Annotated in this window: 20 protein-coding genes and 1 pseudogene; 9 read left to right on the top strand and 12 right to left on the bottom strand. The window is 31.6% G+C overall.

Annotated elements, in window-relative coordinates:
* Positions 1 to 53: 53 nt before the first annotated feature.
* Entirely contained in the window at positions 54 to 2576 is a 2523-nt protein-coding gene (locus AC2I98_RS13320; protein WP_486412147.1) for a M1 family metallopeptidase, read from the top strand.
* 66 nt (positions 2577 to 2642) lie between these two features.
* Positions 2643 to 3128, top strand: coding sequence for a dihydrofolate reductase (locus tag AC2I98_RS13315; RefSeq protein WP_486412146.1), 486 nt, complete (start codon positions 2643 to 2645; stop codon positions 3126 to 3128).
* Between the two features lie 65 nt (positions 3129 to 3193).
* On the opposite strand, the gene AC2I98_RS13310 is transcribed toward AC2I98_RS13315, so the two are convergent.
* The 6 genes from AC2I98_RS13310 to AC2I98_RS13285 form a co-directional block, all read right to left on the bottom strand.
* Positions 3194 to 4528, bottom strand: coding sequence for an MFS transporter (locus AC2I98_RS13310; protein WP_486412145.1), 1335 nt, complete (start codon positions 4526 to 4528; stop codon positions 3194 to 3196).
* An 18-nt stretch (positions 4529 to 4546) separates the two neighbouring features.
* Entirely contained in the window at positions 4547 to 5179 is a 633-nt protein-coding gene (locus tag AC2I98_RS13305) for a bifunctional nuclease family protein (RefSeq protein WP_486412144.1), read from the bottom strand.
* Between the two features lie 108 nt (positions 5180 to 5287).
* Positions 5288 to 6244 (bottom strand): electron transfer flavoprotein subunit alpha/FixB family protein, encoded by a 957-nt coding sequence (locus tag AC2I98_RS13300; protein ID WP_486412143.1) that lies wholly within the window; start codon positions 6242 to 6244, stop codon positions 5288 to 5290.
* Positions 6245 to 6270: 26 nt separating this feature from the next.
* The gene (locus tag AC2I98_RS13295) at positions 6271 to 7017 is read right to left on the bottom strand and encodes an electron transfer flavoprotein subunit beta/FixA family protein (protein WP_486412142.1); all 747 of its coding nucleotides are present in this window, start codon (positions 7015 to 7017) and stop codon (positions 6271 to 6273) included.
* A 68-nt stretch (positions 7018 to 7085) separates the two neighbouring features.
* Entirely contained in the window at positions 7086 to 7919 is an 834-nt protein-coding gene (gene tatC, locus AC2I98_RS13290) for a twin-arginine translocase subunit TatC (RefSeq protein ID WP_486412141.1), read from the bottom strand.
* A 4-nt stretch (positions 7920 to 7923) separates the two neighbouring features.
* Positions 7924 to 8889 (bottom strand): KpsF/GutQ family sugar-phosphate isomerase, encoded by a 966-nt coding sequence (locus tag AC2I98_RS13285; protein WP_486412140.1) that lies wholly within the window; start codon positions 8887 to 8889, stop codon positions 7924 to 7926.
* A 164-nt stretch (positions 8890 to 9053) separates the two neighbouring features.
* Between AC2I98_RS13285 and recQ the strand changes: the two genes are divergently transcribed.
* The 5 genes from recQ (at position 9054) to AC2I98_RS13260 (ending at position 14894) form a co-directional block, all read left to right on the top strand.
* Positions 9054 to 11255, top strand: coding sequence for a DNA helicase RecQ (gene recQ / locus AC2I98_RS13280; protein WP_486412139.1), 2202 nt, complete (start codon positions 9054 to 9056; stop codon positions 11253 to 11255).
* A gap of 65 nt (positions 11256 to 11320) precedes the next feature.
* The gene (gene gpmI, locus AC2I98_RS13275) at positions 11321 to 12856 is read left to right on the top strand and encodes a 2,3-bisphosphoglycerate-independent phosphoglycerate mutase (protein ID WP_486412138.1); all 1536 of its coding nucleotides are present in this window, start codon (positions 11321 to 11323) and stop codon (positions 12854 to 12856) included.
* A 25-nt stretch (positions 12857 to 12881) separates the two neighbouring features.
* Positions 12882 to 13304 (top strand): BT0820 family HAD-type phosphatase, encoded by a 423-nt coding sequence (locus AC2I98_RS13270; protein ID WP_486412137.1) that lies wholly within the window; start codon positions 12882 to 12884, stop codon positions 13302 to 13304.
* Positions 13301 to 14110 carry a type I methionyl aminopeptidase gene (gene map / locus AC2I98_RS13265; RefSeq protein ID WP_486412136.1) on the top strand — a complete coding sequence of 270 codons (810 nt, stop codon included), beginning with the start codon at positions 13301 to 13303 and terminating at the stop codon, positions 14108 to 14110. The genes AC2I98_RS13270 and map overlap by 4 nt, the downstream gene beginning before the upstream one ends.
* Before the next feature lie 34 nt (positions 14111 to 14144).
* Positions 14145 to 14894, top strand: a complete 750-nt coding sequence (locus AC2I98_RS13260) for a class I SAM-dependent methyltransferase (protein WP_486412135.1) — start codon at positions 14145 to 14147, stop codon at positions 14892 to 14894.
* A gap of 66 nt (positions 14895 to 14960) precedes the next feature.
* Here AC2I98_RS13260 and AC2I98_RS13255 read toward each other — a convergent pair whose 3' ends face one another.
* From AC2I98_RS13255 to AC2I98_RS13235, 5 genes are all read right to left on the bottom strand, one after another.
* Positions 14961 to 15695: a GLPGLI family protein gene (locus AC2I98_RS13255; RefSeq protein ID WP_486412134.1), complete on the bottom strand. Its 735-nt coding sequence runs from the start codon at positions 15693 to 15695 to the stop codon at positions 14961 to 14963.
* A gap of 16 nt (positions 15696 to 15711) precedes the next feature.
* A complete protein-coding gene (locus tag AC2I98_RS13250) occupies positions 15712 to 16746 on the bottom strand; it encodes a hypothetical protein (protein ID WP_486412133.1) in 1035 nt (344 codons plus the stop codon).
* 6 nt (positions 16747 to 16752) lie between these two features.
* Complete coding sequence (locus tag AC2I98_RS13245; protein WP_486412132.1) at positions 16753 to 17793, bottom strand: hypothetical protein; 1041 nt, start codon at positions 17791 to 17793, stop codon at positions 16753 to 16755.
* A gap of 140 nt (positions 17794 to 17933) precedes the next feature.
* Positions 17934 to 20765, bottom strand: a complete 2832-nt coding sequence (gene polA / locus AC2I98_RS13240) for a DNA polymerase I (protein WP_486412131.1) — start codon at positions 20763 to 20765, stop codon at positions 17934 to 17936.
* A gap of 85 nt (positions 20766 to 20850) precedes the next feature.
* On the bottom strand, positions 20851 to 21183 hold the full coding sequence (locus AC2I98_RS13235) for a 2Fe-2S iron-sulfur cluster-binding family protein (protein ID WP_486412130.1): 333 nt from the start codon (positions 21181 to 21183) through the stop codon (positions 20851 to 20853).
* A 223-nt stretch (positions 21184 to 21406) separates the two neighbouring features.
* Here AC2I98_RS13235 and AC2I98_RS13230 point away from each other — a divergent pair, with 223 nt between their 5' ends.
* Positions 21407 to 22852: a hypothetical protein gene (locus AC2I98_RS13230; protein ID WP_486412129.1), complete on the top strand. Its 1446-nt coding sequence runs from the start codon at positions 21407 to 21409 to the stop codon at positions 22850 to 22852.
* A 39-nt stretch (positions 22853 to 22891) separates the two neighbouring features.
* Here AC2I98_RS13230 and AC2I98_RS13225 read toward each other — a convergent pair whose 3' ends face one another.
* Complete coding sequence (locus AC2I98_RS13225) at positions 22892 to 24367, bottom strand: T9SS type A sorting domain-containing protein (protein ID WP_486412128.1); 1476 nt, start codon at positions 24365 to 24367, stop codon at positions 22892 to 22894.
* 272 nt (positions 24368 to 24639) lie between these two features.
* Here AC2I98_RS13225 and AC2I98_RS13220 point away from each other — a divergent pair.
* A pseudogene (locus AC2I98_RS13220) lies at positions 24640 to 25997 on the top strand (IS3 family transposase).
* Positions 25998 to 26024 lie beyond the last annotated feature (27 nt).

Raw genomic sequence — 26024 nt, 5'->3', positions numbered from 1 at the left:
TTTTTTGTAACTTTTCGAGGAAATTATCAACCAATAGACATAAAATATTTAGAATGAAAAAACGCATACTTTGGCTTTCATCAGCCTTTATTATATCAAGTCTTACTTATGCACAAGTCATGACGCCACCGCCGAGTTACAATGAAAACCAAACAAATAAATTAGATATTTATCGTGCAGAAGCAGAACGAATAAACAATCTTGTACATACTAAATTAGATTTGAAATTTGATTATGCAAAAGAATACGTTTTAGGTGAAGCTTGGGTAACGTTGAAACCTCATTTCTACGCGACTTCTAAAGTTACGTTAGATGCGAAAGCAATGTTGATTCACGAGGTTTCTTTAGTAAATGGGACTACAAAGAAAAAATTAAATTACAAATACGACGATTTACAATTAATCATCGATTTGGATAAAGAATATAAAAAAGATCAAGAATATACACTTTATATTAAGTATACAGCGCGTCCAAACGAAGTAAAACAAGAAGGAAGTGCGGCCATAAACGATGCAAAAGGTGTTTATTTTATCAATGCAAAAGGTGATCGACCAAATTATCCAACACAAGTTTGGACACAAGGAGAAACTGAATCTTCTTCTTGTTGGTTCCCGACAATTGATAAAACAAATCAAAAAACTTCGCAAGAAATTACGTTAACATATCCTGATAAATATGTCTCATTATCAAACGGAACGATGAAATCTTCGAAGAAAAATTCGAATGGAACTAAAACAGATTATTGGAAATTTGATAAAAAACATGCGCCTTATTTATTCTTTTTCGGAATTGGAGATTATGCGGTAATCAACGATAAATGGAAAAATATTAATGTTGATTATTACGTAGAACCTGCTTACAAAGATGTTGCAAAACAAATTTTTGGAAATACGCCAGAAATGATTCAATTCTTTTCTGACAAATTAAACTATCCTTATCCTTGGGACAAATACGCTCAAATGACGGCTCGCGAATATGTTTCTGGAGCAATGGAAAATACAACTGCATCTTTATTTCATGATGGAGTTCAACAAAAAGCTGGTCAGTTAATTGATGAAAATACAGCAGAATATGTCATTGCACACGAATTGTTTCACCATTGGTTTGGCGATTTAGTAACAGCTGAAAGTTGGGGAAATTTAACCGTTAATGAATCTTTTGCAAACTATTCTGAATATTTATGGTTTGAACATAAATACGGAAAAGAAAAAGCTGATGAACATCGTTACAACGAAATGTTTGGTTACAAGCAAGGCGATGGACCAACGAAAAATTTAGTTCGAGTTCACTACAATTCTCGCGAAGATATGTTTGATGGCGTTTCATATAACAAAGGTGGAATTGTTTTACATATGTTAAGAAATTTCTTAGGTGATGACGCTTTCTTCAAAGGTTTGAACAAATATTTGAAAAATAATGAATACGGAAAGGCAGAAGCTACACAATTGCGTTTGGCTTTGGAAGAAGTTTCTGGTCGTGACTTAAATTGGTTTTTCAATCAATGGTATTACGAAAATGGTCACCCAAAATTAACAGTTGTTTCAGATTATTCTTCAGCGAATAAAAAAGTAAAAGTTGTTGTTCGTCAAGATGCTTCAAAATTGTTTGAGTTCCCTTTTGCGATAGATATTGTTGAAAATGGAAAAACAACTCGTCAACAAGTTTGGGTTCCAAAACAAGCGGAAACCGTTTTTGAATTTACTGCGAATCAAAAACCTGAAGTAGTTATTCCAAATGCAGATCAAGTTTTATTAGCTGATATTGAGGATAAAAAACCTGTTGAAGATTTTATTGCGCAATATAAAGCTGGAAAAGGAAATTATACAACTCGTCTTTTAGCAATCGATGCAATGGCAAATGCGCAAGCAACTAATCCAAAAGCGGCTGATGCGTTGATTAATGCGTTAGATGATTCATTTGATGGTTTAAGAATTTATGCGATTCATAAATTGGATACAAAATCGAAACCAATGATGGATAAAGCTTCTTCAAAATTAAAACAATTAGCTTCTAATGATCCTAAAACATTGGTACAAGCTACTGCTTTAACTGCTTTGAATGATGCGAATATTTATGATGCAACAATTTTCGAGAAAGCATTAAAAAGCCCTTCATTTAGTGTTCAAGGAGCATCGTTAACTGGAATTTTAAAAACCAATCCATCAAAAATAAATGAATTAACAGCAAATGTTGATGATGATGTAATAAAAGGTTCGCGAGATTTAGCTATAGCCTTAGTTCCAACTTGGATTAAGAATAATCAATTAGACAAAGCTATTTTGATTGCAGAATCTGCTGGATTATTCGAATTTGTAAAATTTCAAGATCCTGAAAAAGGTAAAACTGCAGAACAGGCTTTTAATTGGATTATGACAAACGATACACCAGAAGCTACTTCTGCAATTGCAAAAACTTACACAGGATATTTTAATTACTTAAAAGATCAAAATCCGCAAGCTGCTCAAGCAATTAAAATGATGGCTGAGAAAGCAATTCAGTTGAAGAAAACTGTAAAAAATGCGGCTGGAGAAAAACAGATAACTCAATTACAAGATGCTGTTAATAAAATGAAATAATTCGATAAAATTATTATATTTGTTAAGCTATCCTCAAAAAGGATAGCTTTTTTTACCTGATAACTTATGATATACATTGTAGTCGCAAAAGCAAGCAATAACGTAATTGGTGCTAAGAATGATTTAATTTGGCATTTACCAAATGATCTAAAACATTTCAAAAGTTTAACTTCTGGTCATCCAATTATTATGGGACGCAAAACGTTTGAATCACTTGGTCGACCTTTGCCAAATCGTACGAATATTGTTGTAACGAGAGATCAAAACTGGAAAACAGAAGGTATAGAAATTGCTTCTTCTCTATCAAAAGCAATAGAGATTGCACAACAAAAAGATGAAGATATTTATATCATCGGTGGCGGAAATATCTATAAACAAGCCATGGAATTTACAGATGTTTTATACATTACAGAAGTTCATCACGAATTTGATGGAGATACTTATTTTCCAGAAATTGATACAGATGAATGGGAAGAAGTGGAACGAGAAAATTTCAAAAAAGATGAAAAGCATCCATACGCTTACTCATTTGTCACGTATAAAAAAGCTTAAAAAACTGTTTACATAAAAAAGCAAGAATAAAAATTCTTGCTTTCAAAATATTGTATTTTAACAAATTAATGTTTTATTTCCTCAACTTCGTTTGGATTATGCTTATACTTGAACACAATTGCGAAAAGAATTGTCACAACCAATGCATATCCAGCAAAAATAAACCAAGAATGTCTCCATCCGTCTACTTGAGCTACTAAGTCAGTTTGACTAAATACATAATGATTTACAATATATTGCGCAATCAACATTCCTATTGTAGCTCCAAAACCATTGGTCATCATCATAAAAACCCCTTGCGCAGAAGAACGAATTTCTTCGTTAGTTTCTTTATCTACATACAATGAACCTGATACGTTAAAGAAATCAAATGCGATTCCATAAACAATCATTGATAAGATGAACATCCAAACACCAGAACCTGGATCTCCTAATCCAAATAATCCGAAACGTAATACCCAGCCTACCATTGCCATCAACATAACGATTTTAATTCCGAAACGTTTTAACACAAATGGTATTAATAAAATACATAATGTTTCTGAAACCTGAGATAACGAAATTAATGCATTTGCATTACTTGCTCCCCAAGTTCCTGCGTACTCCGGAACGTCTTTAAAGGTTGTAATAAACGGATTTGCATATCCATTCGTAATTTGTAATGAAACACCTAAAAGCATTGAAAACACAAAGAAAATTGCCATTTTTCTATCCTTGAATAATGCAAAAGCTTTTAAACCAAATGCATCCGAAATAGATTGTTTTTCAGAACTTTTGTTCACTGGGCAATTAGGTAAAACAAAGCTATATAAAAACAATATAACTCCTAAAACTCCCGAAACGAAGAACTGATAATAATTCGATTGAAAACTAACGAATGTTGGATCATTTGAAAAATTAAATCCAAAAACGCCATCTTTAAATCCAGAGAAATTAACAAAAAGCATAGCTACGATAAACCCAACTGTACCAAATGTTCTGATTGGTGGAAAAGCTTTGATCGTGTCTAAATTATTTTGTTTTAAAATAGTGTAGGCTGTTGAGTTAGAAAGGGCAATTGTTGGCATAAAAAACGCCACACTAACCGAATAAAGTGCGAAGATTGTTGTAAAATCTACATTGTTTCCAGCAGTCATTCCGTAATAACCAGCAGCAAACATAAAAATAGCAGCCAATAAATGATTTAATCCCAACAAACGTTGAACAGGAATCCATCTATCCGCTACAATACCCATAATGGCGGGCATAAAAATCGATACAATACCTTGCATCGCGTAAAAAAGACCAATTTTTGGACCTAAGCCAACTGATCCTAAGTAATTTCCCATCGAAGTAAGGTATGCTCCCCATACCGCAAACTCAAGGAAACTCATAATTGTAAGTCTAAGCTTTACAGACATAATTATTTGAAATAGTTATTAGTTTTCCATGTTATCTATTTGATCACGAAGGCGAGCTGCCAATTCGTAGTCTTCATTCTTCACAGCTTTTTCCATCTCAGATTCAAGTTCAGATTTTGTCCAACCTTCGTATTCGTTGATATCAGACAAATCACTTTCTAAACCAGCTAAGATATCCAAATCATCTTCGAAGTTATTTGCTGCGCGACGTATATTTTCTTCTTCTTCAATAACGTCCAAATGAATTCCAGCTTTTTCTACAACATTCTCATAGGCATAAATAGGCGCATTGAAACGAACTGCTAGTGCAATGGCATCAGAAGTTCTCGAATCAATTTCAGCACGATTTCCGTCTTCATTCAAAAAAACAATGTTTGAATAGAAAACGCCGTCTTCTAATTTATAAATATAAATTGAATCAACATTCAAACGAAATTCTTTTCCTAATGATACAAACAAATCGTGAGTTAATGGACGAGGTGGGTTAATATCTTTTTCTAAAGCTAATGCGATTGATTGTGCCTCGAAGCTACCAATAATGATTGGCAACTTTCTTCCTCCTACATTTTCCTCTAAAATCAAAGCATATGCTCCGGTCTGAGTTTGACTGTAAGAAATTCCCTTAATATTTAATCTAATTAAATTGTCCATTTGGGCGTAAATCTATGAAAAACTGACGAATATTTAATCTTTTTTTAATGAATAAAAAAAATCCGAATCACGTAAATGATTCGGATTGAATTTATAATCTTAAAATGATTAAGCTTGACCTTTATATTTTTTTAACTCTTCTGTTAATTTAGGTACAATCTCAAAAGCATCTCCTACGATTCCATAATCTGCTGCTTTGAAGAAAGGCGCTTCTGGATCGTTGTTAATTACAACAATTGTTTTAGATCCGTTAACTCCAGCTAAATGCTGAATAGCTCCTGAGATACCAACTGCGATATATAAATTTGGCGCAATTGCTTTTCCTGTTTGTCCCACGTGCTCAGAATGAGGTCTCCAACCAATATCTGCAACTGGCTTAGAAGATGCCGTAGCTGCTCCTAAAACTTTTGCTAAATCTTCGATCATTCCCCAGTTTTCTGGACCTTTCATTCCACGACCTGCAGAAACTACAATATCAGCTTCTTTCAAATCGATTTTATCAGAAGAAGCCATTTCTGTTGAAACAACTTTTACTTTTACATCTGAATCAGAAACCGATACTGAAGCTGATTCTTCAGAACCAGAAACTGCGTTTTCTTTTGCTCCAAATGCATTCTGTAAAACTGTTACTACTACTTTTCCTAAAACTGCAACTGTTTCAATTCCTTTTCCAGAAAATGCTTTACGAGCAACTGTAAATGGTGAAACTGCAGTTGGCGCTTTTTCTACATTAGTTACCAAAGATGCTCCTGTTTTGTATGCTAAAACTGGTGCAACTGTAGCTCCTTCGTTTGTAGAAGGTAAAACTACAACCTCTCCTTGTGCAACCTCAGCTAAAGCTTTTGCATAAGAATTAGCATCAAATTTTGCTAAAGCTGCATTATCAACTTTAACTACTTTAGATGCTCCGTATTTATATAATTCGTCAGCAGCAGCATTTCCAAAAACGATTGCTATTACAGTATCTCCTGCAACGTCAGCTGTAGCTTTTGCATAAGAAACTGCTTCTAATCCTGCTTTTTTATATTTTCCGTCGTGTGACTCTGCGTAAACAAAAATTGCCATTTTTTAATTTCTTTTTAGGTGAATAATTAGATTACTTTAGCTTCTTCGTGTAATAATCTTACCAATTCTGCTACATTGTCCTTGTCGATTAATGTTACATTACCTCTTTCAGCAGGTTTTACATAACCAACAACTTCAACTTTCGTTTCCGTTGCTTCTGGAGCAACTACATTAATTTGTTTTGTGCGCGCTTGCATAATTCCTCGCATATTTGGAATTCTTAAAGCCGCTTCATCTACTAAACCTTTCTGTCCTGCGATAACAGCTGGTAAAGCAACTTCTACAGTTTCTTTTCCTCCGTCAATTTCGCGAACAGCTTTTGCAGAAGAACCTTCTACATCAAGACCAATACATCCGTTTACAAAACCATAATCTAACATCGCTGCAACCAATCCTGGTACAGAACCTCCATTGTAATCAATAGATTCTTTTCCTGTCAATACTAAATCGAAACCACCATCTTTAGCCGCTTTTGCAATTTGAGTAGCTACAAAGAAATCATCACGTGCGTCAGCATCAATACGAATTCCATCATTTGCACCGATTGCTAAAGCTTTGCGCATAACTGGATCTACAGTTGCATCTCCTACCGTTAAAATTGTAACAATAGCTCCTTGTTTTTCTTGTAATTCTACTGCTTTATTTAAACTAAATTCATCATGCGGGTTGATAACGAACTGAACGCCATTTTTATCAAATAATTTTCCGTCAGCTGTGAAGTTGATTTTTGCTGTAGTATCTGGTACACTACTAATACAAACTAATATCTTCATAATTTTGTGTTTACTTTTTCTTTTATGTAAAAATAACTAATTTATTTTATTATGCAAGCATAACATTGTTAATTCTTTACTAAGTCGTTACTTTTAGCTTTCAACTGTTTTTTATAAACTGAATTAGAGATCACTAAACTCAATTCATACAATAACCAAAGTGGAATTGTAACTAATACCATACTATATACATCATTAGGTGTAATCGCAGCGGCAATCACTAATACAACAATAAATGCGTGTTTACGATATTCTTTTAAGAATTTAGGTGTTAAGATTCCAATACTTGTTAAGAAATAAACAAAAACTGGCATTAAGAACATAACCCCCATCGATAATAATAATTGAACAAATAAGTCGATATAACTTGGCAATGTCCATGTATTTCCTACACCAAAAGGATCGTATGTAAATAAAAATTGTGTACACAATGGTAACAGCATATAGTAGCTAAATAACACACCTGTTACAAAGAAAAACGAAACTGCAAAAATGGTAAAACCAGCATATTTTCGTTCTGACTCTTTCAAGGCAGGTTTTACAAAACGCCATATTTCGTAAATAACATATGGTATAGCTAAAATAACTCCACAAACTATTACAGCAAAAAACTGAGATGTAATTTGTCCTGATGGATTAAGATTTGTTAAATCTTTTGAGATATCAAACGATTCAGTATAAATTTTACCAAAACCTGTTAATTCTCCAAATTGATTAAAAATATCAAATGTTGGAAAAGTTGATTTTAAAGGTGCCATGATTACATGATCCACTAATTCATCCCAATAAATCGCAACGACAATAGATGTTATTATAATAGATAATATTGCACGAACCAAATGTCCTCTTAACTCTCCTATATGAGCTAAAAAAGACATACTAGATTTTGTATTGTTTGCCATACGCTTATTCGATTCCTTCGTTTAAAATTGAGTGAATATCCAAAATTCCGTAATAATGATCTTTTTCATCAACGACTACCAATTGTCCAATACTATTATGTCGAAGAATAGCTAAAGCTTCTCTCGCTTTTTCAGTTTTTTGAATTGTTTTCGGCTTCATTGATGCTATATCTTTTGCTGTTAAGTGAGTGAAAGTTTCATTCGTCAACAACATACGACGTAAATCTCCATCTGTAATAACACCTACAATTTTATCATCATCTAAAACAACCGTAATTCCATGTCGACCAGAAGTCAACGAATTAATTACTTCAGTTATCGAAGAATCTGGATTTACAAAAGGTTTTCTTTCTGGATCAACAATATTTTCAACTGTCCATAATAATCTTTTTCCTAAAGCTCCTCCTGGATGATATTTTGCAAAATCATTTTGCGTAAACGCTCTCATTTTCATTAAAGCTACCGCCAATGCATCTCCCATTACCAATTGTGCTGTTGTAGAAGTTGTTGGTGCTAAATTAACAGGACAAGCTTCTTTATCGATATTAACATCTAAAACGATGTCTGAATTTTTTGCTAATTCTGATTTCAAATTTGATGTCAATCCAATCAAAACAGCAGCATATTGTTTTAAGATAGGAGCTAAATAAGTAATCTCTGGCGTATTTCCACTTTTTGATATACAAATCACAATATCTTCTGGTCTCACAAGACCCAAATCGCCATGAATAGCTTCTGTTGCATGTAAAAATTGACTCGGAGTACCAGTAGAATTTAATGTCGCTACAATTTTATTTGCAATATGTGCACTCTTTCCTACTCCAACAACTACCAATTTTCCTTGCGTATTATATATCGCATTTACCGCATCAACAAAAGAGTCGCTAATACGAGAAGCTATCGCTTCGAGCTCAAGAATTTCTTCTCTAAAAACCTCCTGAGCAATTTGTATTAATTCTGAATTTTTCACAATAAAATTTCTATTGTCTATTTTTAAAATTTGTCGTACTTTTACTCTCCTTTTTTATTTACACTCAATTATATATAAATCATATCAAAATTTTGTGTATATTTAAGAGTTATCAAATATAGGAACTATTTAATTTATAATATTAATTTTAGTCTTTTGTGTAGATGGAAGCCACTTCGAAAAACTTAACATCTTACCTAAAAAAATATTTTGGTTTCGACCAATTTAAAGGACAGCAGCACGAAATCATTACAAGCTTATTAAATAAAGAAGATGTATTTGTTTTGATGCCAACTGGCGGAGGTAAGTCTTTATGTTATCAACTACCGGCATTAATGTCAGATGGAGTCGCGATTATTGTATCACCTTTAATCGCCTTAATGAAGAATCAAGTAGACGCTATACGTGGAATTTCTGAAAATGATGGAATTGCGCACGTATTAAACTCATCTTTGAATAAGTCAGAAACAAAAACTGTGATGACGGATATCAAAAATGGAGTAACGAAAATGTTATATGTTGCACCAGAATCTTTGACAAAAGAAGAATACATCGATTTCTTTAAATCGGTGAAGATTTCTTTTTTTGCAATTGATGAGGCGCACTGTATTTCTGAATGGGGACACGATTTTCGACCAGAATATCGTAACCTAAAATCAATTATTAACAAAATTGGTGATGCACCAATTATTGCGTTGACTGCAACAGCAACACCTAAAGTACAAGAAGATATTCAGAAAACTTTGGGAATGCAAAGCGCAAAAGTTTTTAAAGATTCTTTTAATCGTACAAATTTATTTTACGAAATCCGTCCAAAGGTTGATCAAGACAAACAAATCATCAAATTTATCAAGCAAAACGAAGGTAAATCTGGGGTAATTTATTGTTTAAGTCGTAAAAAAGTTGAAGAAATCACTCAACTTTTACAAGTAAACGGAATCAATGCTATTCCTTATCATGCAGGTTTAGATGCCAAAACACGTAGCAAACATCAAGATATGTTTTTGATGGAAGATGCAAGCGTTGTTGTCGCTACAATTGCATTCGGAATGGGAATCGATAAACCCGATGTACGTTTTGTAATGCATTATGATATGCCAAAATCGTTAGAAAGTTATTACCAAGAAACTGGTCGTGCAGGTCGCGATGGCGGAGAAGGTATTTGTATTGCATTCTACGATTATAAGGATATTGAAAAATTAGAAAAATTCTTAGCAAGCAAACCTGTAGCAGAACGTGAGGTTGGTATGCAATTACTTTCTGAAGTTGTTGCATATGCCGAAACGTCTATGTCGCGTCGTAAATTCTTATTACACTATTTTGGTGAAGAGTTTGACGACAAAAACGGTGAAGGTGCAAACATGGATGACAACATGCGCAATCCTAAGAAAATGATCGAAGCAAAAGATGATGCAATAATAGCATTAGATATTGTTCAAAAAACGAGTCAGAAATTAAAATTAAATGACGTTGTAAATGTTATTGTTGGTAAAGAAACATCAATTACAAAATCATATAATTTGAGTTCTGAAGATTTCTTTGGAATTGGAAAAACAAAAGAAGATTATTATTGGAAATCTATTTTACGTCAATTAATTGTTCGTAATTTATTAGAAAAAGAAATCGAATCTTATGGTGTTTTAAAAGTAACTAAAGAAGGTAAAGAATTTATCAAAAAACCTACTTCTTTTGAAATTGCAGAAGATATTGATTTCAAAAAACTATTATCAGAAGGTAGCTTTGACAAAGAAGAAACTTCTTCTGCTCCTATTGCTTTTGATGATGTTTTGTTGAAACAGTTAAAAGATTTACGTAAAAAAATCTCTAAAAAACATAATATTCCTCCATTTGCAGTTTTTCAAGATTCTAGTTTAGATGATATGACAATGCAATATCCTACAACAGTTAAAGAGTTAACAAATGTATTTGGTGTTGGAGAAGGAAAAGCACAAAAATTCGGGAAAGAATTTGTTGATTTTATTGCTCAATATGTAAAAGACAATGATATCATTCGTCCGGAAGATATGGTGATTAAACAAGTTGCTGACAAATCAAGTCACAAAGTTTATATCATTCAATCAACAGATAGAAAACTGAATTTAGAAGATGTTGCTGAAGCAAAAAACATGTCAATGAGCGATTTACTTTCAGAAATGGAAAGTATTGTTTACCAAGGAACAAAACTAAATATCAACTATTACATTGATGATGTTTTAGATGAAGATCAACAAGAAGAAATTTATGATTTCTTAATGGAAGCTGATACAGACTCAATGACATCATTGTTAGAAGAATTTGGTGACGATTATGATGAAGAAGAATTACGTTTAATGCGTATAAAGTTTATCAGCGAAGTCGCAAATTAAACCTCATAAAAAAATAAACTTTTAGCCCAAGGAATGTTATCTTTGGGCTTAATTATTACAAGAAAATGAACAATAAAGCAATATTAATGATTTTAGATGGTTGGGGAATTGGACCAAATCCTGCTGTTTCCGCAATCGCTCAAGCAAATACACCTTTCATCGATAGTTGTTTCGAAAAATTTCCACATTCTACATTAGATACATTTGGTTTAGCTGTAGGTTTACCAGAAGGACAAATGGGAAATTCGGAAGTTGGACATATGAATTTAGGTGCTGGACGTGTCGTTTTTCAAAACTTAGTTCGCATCAATATGGCAGCAGAAAATGGAACATTACAAAATGAACCTATTCTGAAAGATGCTTTTCAATATGCTTTAAACAACAATAAAAAAGTACACTTTATCGGTTTAGTTTCTAATGGAGGTGTACATTCACATATCAATCATTTGAAAGGTTTGTTAGATGCAGCAAATCAATCAGGACTAAATAGCAACGTTTTTGTTCATGCTTTTACAGATGGTCGTGATACCGATCCAAAATCTGGAGAAGGATTTATCTCAGAATTGATGAATCACATGACAAAATCTACAGGAGAAATTGCTTCAATTACTGGTCGTTACTATGCAATGGATCGTGATAAACGCTGGGAACGTGTAAAATTAGCATACGATGCAATGGTAAATGCAGTTGGTGAAACAACGACAAATCCATTGGAAGCAATTCGTGCATCTTACAATGAAGGCGTAACGGATGAGTTTATCAAACCTATTATTATAACAGATGAAAATGGTCAACCAAAAGCTAAAATCGAAAATGATGATATTGTCATTTGTTTCAACTTCAGAACAGATCGCGGTCGAGAAATCACAGAAGTTTTAACACAAAAAGATTTCCCTGAATTTGGTATGCATAAGTTGAATCTGAAATACATCACACTTACAGAATATGATGCTACATATACTGGAGTTGCGGTAATTTTTGATGAAAAAAATATTGTAAATACATTAGGAGAAGTGATTGCTAATGCAGGTCGTAAACAAATTCGTATTGCCGAAACAGAAAAATATCCACACGTAACATTCTTCTTTAATGGAGGTCGCGAAGAGCCTTTTGTGGGTGAATCTCGTATTCTTTGTGCTTCTCCAAGAGATGTTGCTACTTATGATTTGAAACCAGAAATGGCGGCTTACGATATTACAAATGCAATTGTCCCAGAAATAGAAAAAGAATCAGCAGACTTTATTTGTCTTAACTTTGCTAATACGGATATGGTTGGTCATACAGGTGTAATGTCTGCAGCGATAAAAGCTGCTGAAGTAGTAGATTCTTGTGCAGAAAAAATTGTAAATGCGGCGTTAGAACATGGTTACAATGTTATTATTTTAGCTGATCACGGAAATTCTGATTTTATGATGAACGAAGACGGTTCACCAAATACGCAACATACAACAAATCCAGTTCCATTTATTTTAGCTCAAAAAGAGATTGAATGGAATGTTGAACATGGTAAACTTGGTGATATTGCACCAACTATCTTAACTTTGATGGGAATTAATATTCCAACAGAAATGACAGGAAATATTATTGTTCATAAAAAATAACCTAAATAACTTTAAACTTACAAACATGATTAATAAAATTATTGCAGTTGACTTTGACGGAACTGTTGTCGATGACAAATATCCAGAAATTGGTAAAGCAAAAATCTTTGCTTTCGAAACGTTGAAACAATTACAAAACGATGGATATCGCCTTACTTTATGGACTTATCGTAGTGGTAAATACTTAGATGAGGCTGTAGAATTCTGTAAAAAGAATGGAATTGAGTTTTATGCAATCAACAATAGTTTTGAAGGAGAAGATTTCGACAAACATACACAAAGTAGAAAAATAAATGCCGATATCTTTATCGACGACAGAAATTTAGGAGGTTTCCCAGGATGGAGTGACGTTTATCAAATCATTACAAAAAAGATTGAATTAAATGTACACGCTAATGGACAAAAAACTCCTGAGAAGAAAAAGAAAAGAGGATTTTTCGGATTATGATACATTTAAAAAGTAAAGAAGAATTAGAACTAATGTACCTAAGTGCTCAATTGGTTTCCAAAACCTTGGGTATATTAGCAAAAGAAGTAGTGCCTGGTGTTACAACCAATCATTTAGATAAATTAGGTGGTGAATTTATTCGCGACAATGGCGGATACCCTGCATTTTTAGGAATGTATGATTTCCCAAAAAACCTTTGTATTTCACCTAATCAACAAGTTGTTCATGGAATTCCAAACGATCAACCTTTAAAAGAAGGAGATATCGTTTCTGTAGATTGTGGTGTTTATATGAACGATTTTTATGGTGACCATGCCTATACATTCGCAGTTGGTGAAATAGATGCTGAAACTGAAAAATTACTTCTTATTACAAAAGAATCAATGTTCAAAGGAATTGAGCAAATGAAAAAAGGTAATCGTATTGGTGATATTGGCTTCGCTATTCAACAACATTGTGAAAAAGAAGGTTACGGAATTGTTCGTGAATTGGTAGGACATGGATTAGGTCGTAAAATGCACGAAGAACCTCAAGTTCCCAATTATGGACGTAGAGGATCTGGTAAAAAAATTGAAGAAGGAATGGTTTTAGCAATTGAGCCAATGGTAAATATGGGAACAGAAAAAGTTTTCTTTCATCCAGACGGCTGGACGGTTACTACACGAGATGACCAATATTCAGCTCATTTCGAACACGATGTTTGTGTCGTAGATGGCGAACCAAAATTATTATCGACTTATCAATTCATTTACGATGCATTAGGAATTGTATCTGAAGAAGAAAAACCATTTTTATTCAAACCCTAAGAAAACTTTTGTGAAAAAGCTTTTAAAAAAAATCATGAATATCCTACCTCGTCCATTATTGATACAGGGTAGTTATATTATACGTCCTGTTTTAGTTTGGTTTATGAAAGGAAATCGTTTTGTAGATCCAATCGACGGACAAGGTTATTATAGTTTGTTGCCTTATGGTTATGAAAAACAACGCGACAATGTACTTTCTCCAGGAACTTTTTCTTTGGAAAGACACCGTTTAATGTGGTTATACCTAAAAAACGAAACATCTTTTTTTACAGAAAAAGCAAAAGTTTTACACATTGCACCAGAGCAATCTTTTATCAAGCGTTTTCGAGCAATGAAAAACCTTGAATACATTACAAGTGATATCGAGTCGCCTTTGGCTGATGTAAAAGCTGATATTTGCGATTTACCTTTTGGAGATGATACATTTGATATTGTTTTTTGCAATCACGTGTTAGAACATATTCCTGATGATCACAAAGCAATGAGTGAGTTATTTCGTGTCATGAAACCTGGTGGTTGGGGTATTTTTCAAGTCCCGATTTCTTATCAAAGAGACGTTACGTATGAAGATCCTACCGTAACTTCAAAAGAAGAACGAAAAGAAAAATTTGGACAATATGATCACGTTCGTGTCTATGGTTTAGATTACTACAAGCGTTTAGAAGATGTTGGATTTCTTGTTGAAAAAGTTGATTATACCAAACAAATACCTTCGGAAGATGTCCAAAAATATTGTTTAGAAAAAGGTGAAATTTTACCAGTTGTAAGAAAACCAGCAGTATAATTTCTCTCTAAAAATAGTCAAAATAAAAAGCGTTACCTTTTCTGGATGACGCTTTTATTTTAAAAACTATTTTTCAACACCTTCGTTTGAAGATTTTCTCATCGAATTTAATTCATCTTGCATTTCTTGAAATGTTACCATTTTACTTTTTGTTGGCAAAGAAATATCAAGTTTTTTTGTTAAAATTTCCAATTGATTGATCTTAAAAATTGTTTTAAAATAAGGCGTTACAATTTCTACTTGCATAATCAAACCTGGTAAATTTGCGAAATAATACGGACCATCTTTATATTTTATTTCTGGCGAATACCAAGCTGTAAATTTGTTTCCATCTCTATCTTCTCCTATTGCTTTTATCACATTATAACCATTAATTACAGATTTATCCTTAGTTAATTGCCAATTAAAATCAAGTAATTTTTCTTTAACCAAATAAGATTTCACATTGATATCATATTGTTTATAATACTCATTTTTAGAAAAATCTTTGTACAACGGATTTTTTTCTGACGACAGAACTTCTTGAACAATAATATTTGATTCGTCTTGTGCATTATTCAGTTTCACATCAGGTTTAAAAACCGATAACGTATTATTACTTTCTAAAATAAAATCAACAAAAACACCTTGAGCAATTGCCGATTTAAAAGCTGGTTGTAAATTTTTCGGAAACATATCTTTCGATTGTTCATAATCAAAAATAAATTCAGCTTTATACGTCGCTCGTATACTTTCTTTTTCTGACTGAGCTAAAAGACTGATTCCTAAAAATAAGGCAATTCCTACGATTATATTTTTCATCTTATTCTGTTTTTTATTACTTAAAACTTCTACGTATATCCATTTTTTCGTTAACTGATTTATTGAATTCTGGAAATGGTTTTAAACTATAATCATTCACAATTATATTAAAACTCATATCTAAATCAGTTTTTTCATTTTCCTTTTCGTACGTCACATTCCAAATTGCAGATGTTTCCTTCAAAACCCAATTCCCTTTATGAGGACGATATTTATAAAAAACTTTTCCTTCACGTAAAAAATTATTCGGTGAAACTTCTTTATCACGATTATAAGATAGTAAAGAAAACTCTATGACCGCAAATGATTTCTTATCAATAGTTAAATAATAATCAGTTGAATTTATTTTTAAATGAATTTCATAAACAAAAGAATCAGCATATTTTGTTAGTGTCAAATTACTTTCTAAAAAAGACTTTTCATTTAATTTATTCACAAATGACTGAATATAAACATCTTTCAAATAATAACTCTTCAAATATTCAGATAATTTAATATTTGTATTTGGTTGCCAACCACTTTTTATTTCATTATTTACAACTCCTTTCGACCTGATTTTCAAATCACCACGTTTGAATTTGAATTGTAAATTTGCATCAATAAAATCTTGATAGGTATTGTTAAATAATAAATTTTGTTGAAAATTGACTAAGAAATAATATTCATCAACCTTAAAATTCTTGTCATAATTATCGTAAACTTTTTGCAAAATATCCTCAGGTTTTAAATTCGTTACAAAAGCTTCTTTCAGCTCAACTTCGGATACTTTCTCGAGTTTAATAGTTAATTCAAATTTCAAATCAGTAACGTTAATGATCGCATCTTGATAATCTTTTTTCGAAACTATTAATTGATCATTTTGCGTAACATTACTCAAATCAACAATAGCCTTTCCTTGCATATCCGAAACAAAATTCTTTGTTGAATTCTTAAAGTATACATCTACATCATCAAGTGGTAAATTATCAGAAAGATCTAATATTTTTATATTTACAATTTGAGCATTAACACAAATCGCAAACAATGTAAATAAGTAAAATAATTTTTTCATAGAGTATTATTTAAAGCTTTTTCGAATATCCATTTTTTCATTGACATATTTATTGAATTCTGGAAATGCTTGTGTGCTAAAATCTTTTACTTCTAAATTTACTTTAACATCGAATAAATGCTGATTTTTTTCTTCATCCAAATGAAGCGTACTAGATGTTGACGAAGTTTCTTTCAAAATCCATTTTCCTTGATAAGGTCGATATTTAAAAATCATATCATAATAAACTACAATATCATTACTTTTTTTATATTCTACATTTTCCATTTTTGTTTTATGTTCTACAATCGCAAACGTTTCTTTGTCTATTAAGAACCAATTCACCACTTTTGATTGTTGATTGCTAAACTCAATCTCATACATATATTTATCTGCATATTTAGAAATTTGCACACGTTCATTATCATAATATTTTTCAATAAATCTATTTAACATTCTTTTCGTAACTTCTAAAAGGGAAATATGATTGAAATACTGATACATGCTATATGTCCTATTCTGAACTGAACCTTCTCCTATGATTCTTTCATTAACAACATTATTTGAAAGTATTTTTACATTTCCTTTTTTGAAACGAAATTGTAAATCAACATCAATTAAATCTCTATTTACAGAATCTACAACAGCATCACGTTTAAAATTAATTTTATAAAAATGCTGTTCTGTATTAAAGTTTTTATCATAATTCTCAATTACTTTTTTCAAAATATCTTCCGCTTTCAAATTCGTTACAAAAGCTTCTTTCAACTCAACTTCGGATACTTTTTCGAGTTTGATAATCATTTCTGGCTTCAATTCTGAAACGTTAATGATCGCATCTTGATAATCTTTTTTTGAAACTATTAATTGATCATTTTGCATAACATTACTCAAATCAACAATAGCTTTTCCTTGCATATCCGATACAAAATTCTTTGTTGAGTTTTTGAAATATACATCTGCATCGTCAAGTGGTAAATTATCAGAAAGATCTAATATTCTTAAATTTACAATTTGAGCATTTAAGCAAATCGTAAAAAATGTAAAAAATAGTATAAGTCTTTTCATATAGTATAAAATCAATAATGAATTAAAGATATATTTTAATCTCGTTAAGAATTTGTTAATCAGTATATTTTATAGATATTTTAACAAAAAAAAGCGTCACTAAAAAGTAACGCTTTATAATTATTGTAAATAATATTTTTCTAATGAGCCTCTAACCAATTGGCACCAACACCAACTTCGGCTATTAATGGAACATCCATTTGCATAGCAGCTTCCATTGTAGATTTTATTAATTCAGAAACTTTTTCAACCTCATCTTTTGGTGCATCAAAAATTAACTCATCATGCACTTGCAAAATCATTTTGGTTTGATAATTTTTCTTCAATTCTTTTTGAATTTGAATCATTGCCATTTTTACAATATCAGCCGCAGTTCCTTGTATTGGTGCATTTACAGCATTTCGCTCAGCATGCGAACGCACTACAGCATTTCTCGAATTGATATCTTTCAAATAACGGCGACGTCCCATCAATGTTTCTACAAAACCTTGCTCACGCGCAACCTCAACTTGCTTTTCGATATATGCTTTCAACGTTGGATACGTTTCATAATAGGCATCAATCAATGCTTTGGCTTCTTTTCGCGAAATATTAGCTTGCTCCGCCAATCCGAACGAAGAAACACCATAAATAATTCCAAAATTAACTGTTTTCGCCTGACTGCGTTGCTCGCGAGTAACTTCATCCAAAGCTACATTAAAAACTTTTGCAGCTGTAGAAGCGTGAATATCTTCACCATGTTTAAACGCTTCTACCATTGCAGGATCTTGCGACATTTGTGCAATCAATCGCAATTCGATTTGCGAATAATCGGCAGAAATAATCACATGATTTTCATCTCTTGCAACAAATGCTTTTCGAATCTGCTGTCCAGCTTCCGAACGAATCGGAATGTTTTGCAAATTCGGATTCACAGAAGACAAACGTCCCGTTGCAGCAACCGTTTGCACATAAGTTGTATGCACGCGACCAGTTTTTGGATTCACCAATTCTGGCAATGCATCAATATAAGTCGATTTTAATTTTTGTAATTGACGATACTCTAAAATATCGTTGATAACTGGATGTTTATCTTTTAGTTTCGATAAAATTTCTTCTCCAGTTGCATACTGACCAGTTTTAGTTTTTTTCGCTTTTGGATCTAATTGCAATTTATCAAACAAAATCTCTCCCAATTGTTTTGGAGAATTAAGGTTAAACTCTTCTCCAGCATCTTCCTGAATTTTTGCTTCTAATTCTCTTAATTTTGCTTCGTGTTTAACTGAAAGTTCTTTCAAGAACGGAACATCCAAATTAACACCTTCCAATTCCATATCAGCCAAAACTTGCATCAATGGCATTTCAAGATCAGTGAATAATTTGTGTGTATTTGCTTTGATTAATTCTGGTTCGAAAAGATTTTTCAACTGATTTGTAATATCAGAATCTTCTACGCCATATTCTGTTTGCTCCATCAACGGAACATCACGGAAATTCTTTTGATTCTTTCCTTTTTTTCCAATCAAACTTTCGATTGAAACTGGTTGATAACTCAAATATGTTTCTGACAACACATCCATATTGTGACGCATATCTGGATTAATCAAATAATGCGCAATCATCGTATCAAAATTTTGACCTAAAACAACAATGTCATATTTGTTTAAAACTTTAATATCATATTTTAGATTTTGACCAATTTTCGAAATTGATTCATCTTCAAAAAATGGTTTAAATTCATTGATGACTGCTTTTGTTTCTTCAAAATCTGTTGAAAAAGGCACATAATATCCTTTTCCTTTTTCCCAAGAAAATGAAATTCCAACCAATTCTGCTTCTAAAGCATCCAAAGAAGTTGTTTCTGTATCAAACGTCACTTCTTTTTGCTTTAAAATATTTCGTAACAAAATATCTCTTCCTTTTTTTGTATCAATTAATTGGTACAAATGATTGGTTGAATTAATATCAGTAAAAGCTGAATTTTGAGGAACAATTTCTTCATCTGAAGTAAAATCAAACAAAGATTGTTGCGCAGATTGTTTAGAACTTTCTTGACTTGCAATTGAAATTTCTTCTTGCGCTTCATTGATAATTCCCGAAGCGTCCAACCCATAAATTCTATAAACTGTTTCTAACATTCTACGGAATTCTAACTCCGTAAAAAGTTCTGTCACTTTTTCTATATCTGGAGGACAAACCGTTAAATCTTCTTCATCAAATTCGACTGGCGCATCTGTAATAATCGTTGCTAATTTTTTCGAAAGAATTCCAAGCTCTTTGTTCTCTTCAATCTTTTCTTTAGCTTTCCCTTTTAATTTATCTGTATTCGCTAAAAGATTTTCAAGAGATCCAAATTCTTTCAGATATTTACTCGCTGTTTTCGCTCCAACACCTGGTAAACCCGGAATGTTATCTACAGCATCACCCATCATTCCAAGATAATCTATCACTTGAATTGGGTCATCAATTTCAAATTTTTCTTTGACTTCTTCAATTCCCCAAATCTCAACTCCTTTACCGTTTGCGGCTGGACGATACATTTTAATTTTATCCGTTACCAATTGCGCAAAATCCTTATCTGGCGTTACCATATAGGTTGTATAACCAGCTTTTTCTGCTTTTTGAGCTAAAGTTCCGATTACATCATCTGCTTCGTAACCTTCGGCGAAAAGAACTGGAATTTTTAACGCGCGTAAAATATCTTGAATATATGGAACTCCTTGACGAATCGCTTCTGGTGTTTCATCTCGGTTTGCTTTATATTCTGCATAATCATTGGTACGAACTGTTGCTTGACCAACATCAAAAACAACTGCTAAATGTGTTGGTTGCTCACGACGAATAACATCGAACAAAGAATTGGTAAATCCCATAATTGCCGATGTATTGAAACCTTTTGAGTTGATTCGTGGATTTTTGATAAATGCATAATATCCTCTAAAAATAAGAGCATAAGCATCTAACAAAAAAAGTCTTTTATCTAATTGATTCATATATTTTGCGTTATGCGAAACGCGATAAGCGGAATACGATGTAAATGTTTACACAACGCAAATCGCTAACCGCAATACACTGTATTTAATATTCTGGCGCTAATTCAACTACCAATCCATCCATATCATCAGAAAGATGTAACTGACAACCTAATCTCGAATTTTCTTTTACATTGAAAGCTTCTGCTAACATTGCATCTTCATCGGGATTCATTTCTGGCAAAGGAATTTCTGGTGTTAACACATAACATTGACATGATGCGCACATTGCCATTCCTCCACAAATACCAACGGTTCCTTCTGGTGCTAATTCGTATGCACGAACCAACTCCATGATATTCATATTCATATCCGTTGGCGCATCAACTTCATGCGAAATACCTTCTCTGTCTATAATTGTAATTTTTATATCTGCCATAAGTCTTTTTTCAAGATACACAAAAATACGGATTGTTTGTCTTTCAAAAAAGAATATGATTCATTGGTTGATATTTAATACTAATTTTAAATAAGACCTATTACAAGACATATATTTTAGGGATTAATAATAAAAAAATAGCAATATCTATACAGACGAAAATATACGGAAAACCCTAATTATTTATAATCTATTTTTCTTAATTTTATGAAAATTACATCATTTGAGAAAACTTTTATTATCTCCTGCGCTTTGTTCTATGCTTTGTTTTGGACAAAATATATTATCATTTAGTAATGATCAATATAGCGGAATTAATGGATCAATATTTTCTCCTACCACTCCTTATTTTAATCCTAATAAATGGGATATCAATATTATCTCAGAAGATATTTTATTGACAAATGACTATGTCTATGTATCTGATCAAAATGTATTGGGTTTATTAAAAGGCGAAACCAAATCAGCAAATATTAAAGCAGGAATTAGAGGTGATACTCATTCAAATATTATAGATTTTACAACAAAAAACTTTGTTTCTTATCATTTAGAAAATGATATCATGGGACCTTCAGTTTCTTTTAAAAAGAAAATAAATGATCAATCATTTAGATTAGGCATTTTTACACGACTAAGAACACAAGGTTCAGTAAAAGAGCTTAATAATTATTTTCGTTTTAGTAATCAAAAAGAAATTGAACCAAAAGAATATTATTTTGATCCAACAAAAACAAATGCAATGAATTGGGCAGAATTAGGTCTAAATCTTTCTACAAATTTGTTCACAACAAGTTCATCTGAATTAATTGTTGGTGCAAATATCAAATATCTTTTAGGTTTAGATGGTGCATATATCAAAAGTAAAAATGCAATAAAACTTGAAGCTGAACCAACTTTAACGAGTACAATAGACAATCCTGATGCAGATATTTATGCCTCAAATTATGATATTGAAGCAGGATATTCGACCAACTATGATTTTGATCGAGATAAATATGTTGTACGAAACAGAGGAAATGGAATTGGTGTAGATTTAGGAATTTCTTATGTAAAAAGAAGAGCAAATGATGAGTTGTATGACTTTAAATTTTCAGCTAATTTATTAGATGTTGGTTTGGTTAAATTCAGAGGAGATAATCATCATTTTTATAATCCTTCGCAAAAAGTTCAAATAAAAAATAATCCTAATTTAGATGACATCGAATTTGAAAATATTGATCAATATTTACAAATTTTAAGCAAAGAAGTTTATGGTGATGAAACGCAATCAAAAACTGGAAATAATTTTTCGATCGGTTTACCAACAAGTTTGCATCTTAATTTGAGTAAAAAAATCATCGAAAATCATTATTTAAATTTCAATTGGATGCAACGAATTCCAGTTTTTGAAAATAGTTTAAAAAGAACAAATATTTTACAAACTTCTTACACTATACAGAAAGATGGTTTTGGAATCGGACCTTCTCTTTCTATCTATGATTATGAAAATGTAACGTTTGGTGGTTATATAAGAATTGGTCCACTTATTTTGGGCAGTGACAATGCAATTCCAATCGTTTTTAAGCAGAAAAGATTAACTTCTGCCAACTTTTATTTTGGGTTGAAATTTTATCCTTTTTGGGATAATGAAGCAAAACGTCGAAGCAGAGAAGAATGTTTTTGTGATTAAAAAAAACTCATTCTGAATTTAGAATGAGTTTTTTTACGTTTATTTGATAATTAACTTTTTAGACTTCGTTTCATTTTCTGTTTTTACATGAATGATATAAATACCTTTTTTTAGTCCAGAAATATTTAGTTTAATTTCTTTTTGATTAATATCTTTTTGCTCTTTTAAAATTTTACCTGTAAAATCTATTATTGTTAAAGTTTGAATATATGAAAGCGATTTTACATTAACTTCATTTTCTGCAGGATTTGGATACAATATTAATGAATTTAGATCTTTACTATTTCCTTCTACTTCTTCTGTACTTAAACTCTCAAGATAAAAATCTGCTACAGCCAATTCGTTGTCTACATTACTCGGATTAATAAAAAGTTTTTTTAATCCAGTATTATAAATCATTTCAGTGCTTAAATAAGAATTAATATTAGTAGAATTATCTAGACTTAACGGGAACTCAATTATCTTATCCTCTTTAATACTTACTAATTTTTTATTACTATTATCCATATAGTCGGAATAATTAATTAATATATTATCATTTACACACGCTATATTATTTTTTGAAGATGAAGCAAAATCATTTTTAAAAATTCGTTCTACTTTGCCATTATTATGATTGTAAAAATATGGTTTACCTACATGACCAGAAAAATCTGTATCAGCTATAATAGAATAATTTCCACAAGTTGTAATATAACCAAAATCTGAAGATACACTTTTTAAAATAGTTTTTTTCTCTCCTGTGTTTTTATTGAAATTAACAAAATTAAATTGATTATCTACATATTCAGAAAAGTAAAAGTTTTCGTTATTTACTGAAATCATATTGTAATGAGAATAAAATCTATAAAGCCTTTCTTCTTTTAGATCATTCAGATTCATTCTATGAATATAAGTTCCAGATAAACTTTCTTCTCCATAAGGAGCTACATAATACTTAGAATAATAAAGATTTTGTTCATCAGCATCAAATATTTTTATATTGTAATGAGAATCCCAATTCCAATAATCTGTTAATTCTTTTATTCTCTTGGTTCCTGCTTCTGTTCCATCTGTTTCTAAAAGAACAGAACGGTAATCATTATTCTTATATTCTAAACCAGTGAAATATAATTTTTCTCCAACAGTCACATTTTGAGGAATACTAAGATTAGGTGACGCTGAACCTAAAGCTAAATCTTTTACCATTTTAGTTCCTTCTTTTGTACCGTCTGTCACCCATATTTCGGAACCTTTATCTGGTACAAAACCTTTGAAATAAACTTTTGTAGGAGTTTTCGCTATAAAACTTCCGAAACCATTTATATCTCCTCCAGTTATGGTATTTATTTCAATTTCATAAGTACCATCATTTGTTCCATCCGTTACCCACAATTCTTGACCAGAACCTTTTCTTACTCCTGCAAATAAAAATTTATCCTTAAACTCTATACCTCTCAGACCTCCACCTAATATACCTGTTAGTTCCGACTTGATAACACTTGTCCCCTCTAAAGTTCCGTCAGAAACATACAAATGATTGTAACCTTCGTAATTTCCTTCATAAAAAACTTTATTTCCTACATTATAAAAACGTTTCGGATAAGTTCCAGGTCTGGCATTGATATCTCCATAAAACTCTATTTGGTTTGTGTTTTTATTAAATGTATATAGTTCTTTTCCTGTCTCTTTTGTAGAAGCATTAAGATAAATTTTTGATTCATCAAATCCTTGTAAATCGTCAGCAAAAAGTGGACATCTAAGACCTAAAATTTAAGCTAGTGTTTTAAAAAGCATTAACTTTAATTATGGCAAATTCAAAAAAGAAAACTCCTGAAAAATTTGTAAAAGATATTCGTCAAAACACAAGACGAATATTTACAGCGGAACAAAAGATTTTAATTGTGATGGAAGCCTTACGTGCTGAGATTTCAATAGCTGAACTTTGCCGCAAATATGCTATTTCACAATCTCAATTTTATAAGTGGAATAAAGAATTTTTAGAAGCTGGTAAAAAACGATTGTCTGGAGATATTACACGAGAAGCAACAAGTGATGATGTAAGTGATTTACGCAAAGAGAATCAGCGTTTAAAAGAGATTGTAGCTGATTTAGTTGTTCGCTATGATATCGTAAAAAAAACCTTGGATTCGTTGGATTAAAGACAAAATTCAAGAAATATATGCGATTATCAGCAAGTGAAAAACACGAAATCATACAGATTGTAACTCGATCAGAAATTGGGGTTAAACGAACTTTAGAGGAGTTTGGAATTGCCCGAAGCACCTTCTATAAATGGTATTCAAATTATTTAGAAAATGGTTTTGAAGGTTTAGAATCTAAACGCCATTCAATTCATCGAAAATGGAATAGTATTCCTGAATCTCAGAAAGATTTAATTGTAGAATTAGCTCTAGATTATCCAGAGTTATCTGCTAGAGAACTGGCTTTCAAAATGACTGATGAATTAGGAATTTATATTTCAGAATCGAGTGTTTATCGAATATTGAAGCAACGAGATTTAATTTCTGCTCCCAATCATATTTTAATTGTAGCAGCGAATGAATTTAAAGATAAAACAAATTTTGTTCATCAAATGTGGCAAACCGATTTTACTTATTTTAAAATTATTGGATGGGGATGGTATTATTTGAGCACAATTTTAGACGATTACAGTCGATATATTATTCATTGGGAATTGTGTAGCTCCATGAAAGCTGAAGATGTGAAAAGAACTGTAAAAACAGCAATTGAAAAAGCGAAATTAAAGACGAAACAGAAACCAAAATTATTATCGGATAATAGACCTTGTTATGTGTCAAGTGAATTAAAAGATTACTTGAAAAATACGCAAAAAATGAAGCATGTAAGAGGAAAACCACTACATCCACAAACACAAGGAAAAATCGAAAGGTATCATAGAACAATGAAAAATGTAGTGAAATTAGATCATTATTATCATCCTGATGAGCTGAAAGAAGCTCTAAATAAGTTTGTAGAAAATTATAACAATTCTAGGTATCATGAGGCTTTGAACAACCTTACACCTTCGGATGTTTATTTTGGTAGAGCAGATAAAATTTTGGAACAAAGAGCAATTATTAAACAACAAACAATTGCAAAAAGAAGGCAGTTGTATTTTCAAGAAAAAATAATAAATTTATAAACCAAACACTCTCTTAATTTTTAGAAA

The sequence above is a fragment of the Empedobacter sp. EJD.6dd genome (assembly GCF_057369435.1).
This window is presented reverse-complemented; position numbering and strand designations above follow the sequence as displayed.

Excerpts from the sequence above, each read along its gene's own strand:
- gpmI (WP_486412138.1), top strand. The coding sequence starts at position 11,321 with ATGAACAATAAAGCAATATTAATGATTTTAGATGGTTGGGGAATTGGA.
- AC2I98_RS13295 (WP_486412142.1), bottom strand. The coding sequence starts at position 7,017 with ATGAAGATATTAGTTTGTATTAGTAGTGTACCAGATACTACAGCAAAA.
- AC2I98_RS13245 (WP_486412132.1), bottom strand. The coding sequence starts at position 17,793 with ATGAAAAGACTTATACTATTTTTTACATTTTTTACGATTTGCTTAAAT.
- AC2I98_RS13305 (WP_486412144.1), bottom strand. The coding sequence starts at position 5,179 with ATGGACAATTTAATTAGATTAAATATTAAGGGAATTTCTTACAGTCAA.
- AC2I98_RS13235 (WP_486412130.1), bottom strand. The coding sequence starts at position 21,183 with ATGGCAGATATAAAAATTACAATTATAGACAGAGAAGGTATTTCGCAT.
- recQ (WP_486412139.1), top strand. The coding sequence starts at position 9,054 with ATGGAAGCCACTTCGAAAAACTTAACATCTTACCTAAAAAAATATTTT.
- AC2I98_RS13260 (WP_486412135.1), top strand. The coding sequence starts at position 14,145 with ATGAATATCCTACCTCGTCCATTATTGATACAGGGTAGTTATATTATA.
- AC2I98_RS13250 (WP_486412133.1), bottom strand. The coding sequence starts at position 16,746 with ATGAAAAAATTATTTTACTTATTTACATTGTTTGCGATTTGTGTTAAT.
- AC2I98_RS13310 (WP_486412145.1), bottom strand. The coding sequence starts at position 4,528 with ATGTCTGTAAAGCTTAGACTTACAATTATGAGTTTCCTTGAGTTTGCG.
- AC2I98_RS13300 (WP_486412143.1), bottom strand. The coding sequence starts at position 6,244 with ATGGCAATTTTTGTTTACGCAGAGTCACACGACGGAAAATATAAAAAA.
- AC2I98_RS13320 (WP_486412147.1), top strand. The coding sequence starts at position 54 with ATGAAAAAACGCATACTTTGGCTTTCATCAGCCTTTATTATATCAAGT.
- polA (WP_486412131.1), bottom strand. The coding sequence starts at position 20,765 with ATGAATCAATTAGATAAAAGACTTTTTTTGTTAGATGCTTATGCTCTT.
- tatC (WP_486412141.1), bottom strand. The coding sequence starts at position 7,919 with ATGGCAAACAATACAAAATCTAGTATGTCTTTTTTAGCTCATATAGGA.
- AC2I98_RS13255 (WP_486412134.1), bottom strand. The coding sequence starts at position 15,695 with ATGAAAAATATAATCGTAGGAATTGCCTTATTTTTAGGAATCAGTCTT.
- map (WP_486412136.1), top strand. The coding sequence starts at position 13,301 with ATGATACATTTAAAAAGTAAAGAAGAATTAGAACTAATGTACCTAAGT.
- AC2I98_RS13270 (WP_486412137.1), top strand. The coding sequence starts at position 12,882 with ATGATTAATAAAATTATTGCAGTTGACTTTGACGGAACTGTTGTCGAT.
- AC2I98_RS13315 (WP_486412146.1), top strand. The coding sequence starts at position 2,643 with ATGATATACATTGTAGTCGCAAAAGCAAGCAATAACGTAATTGGTGCT.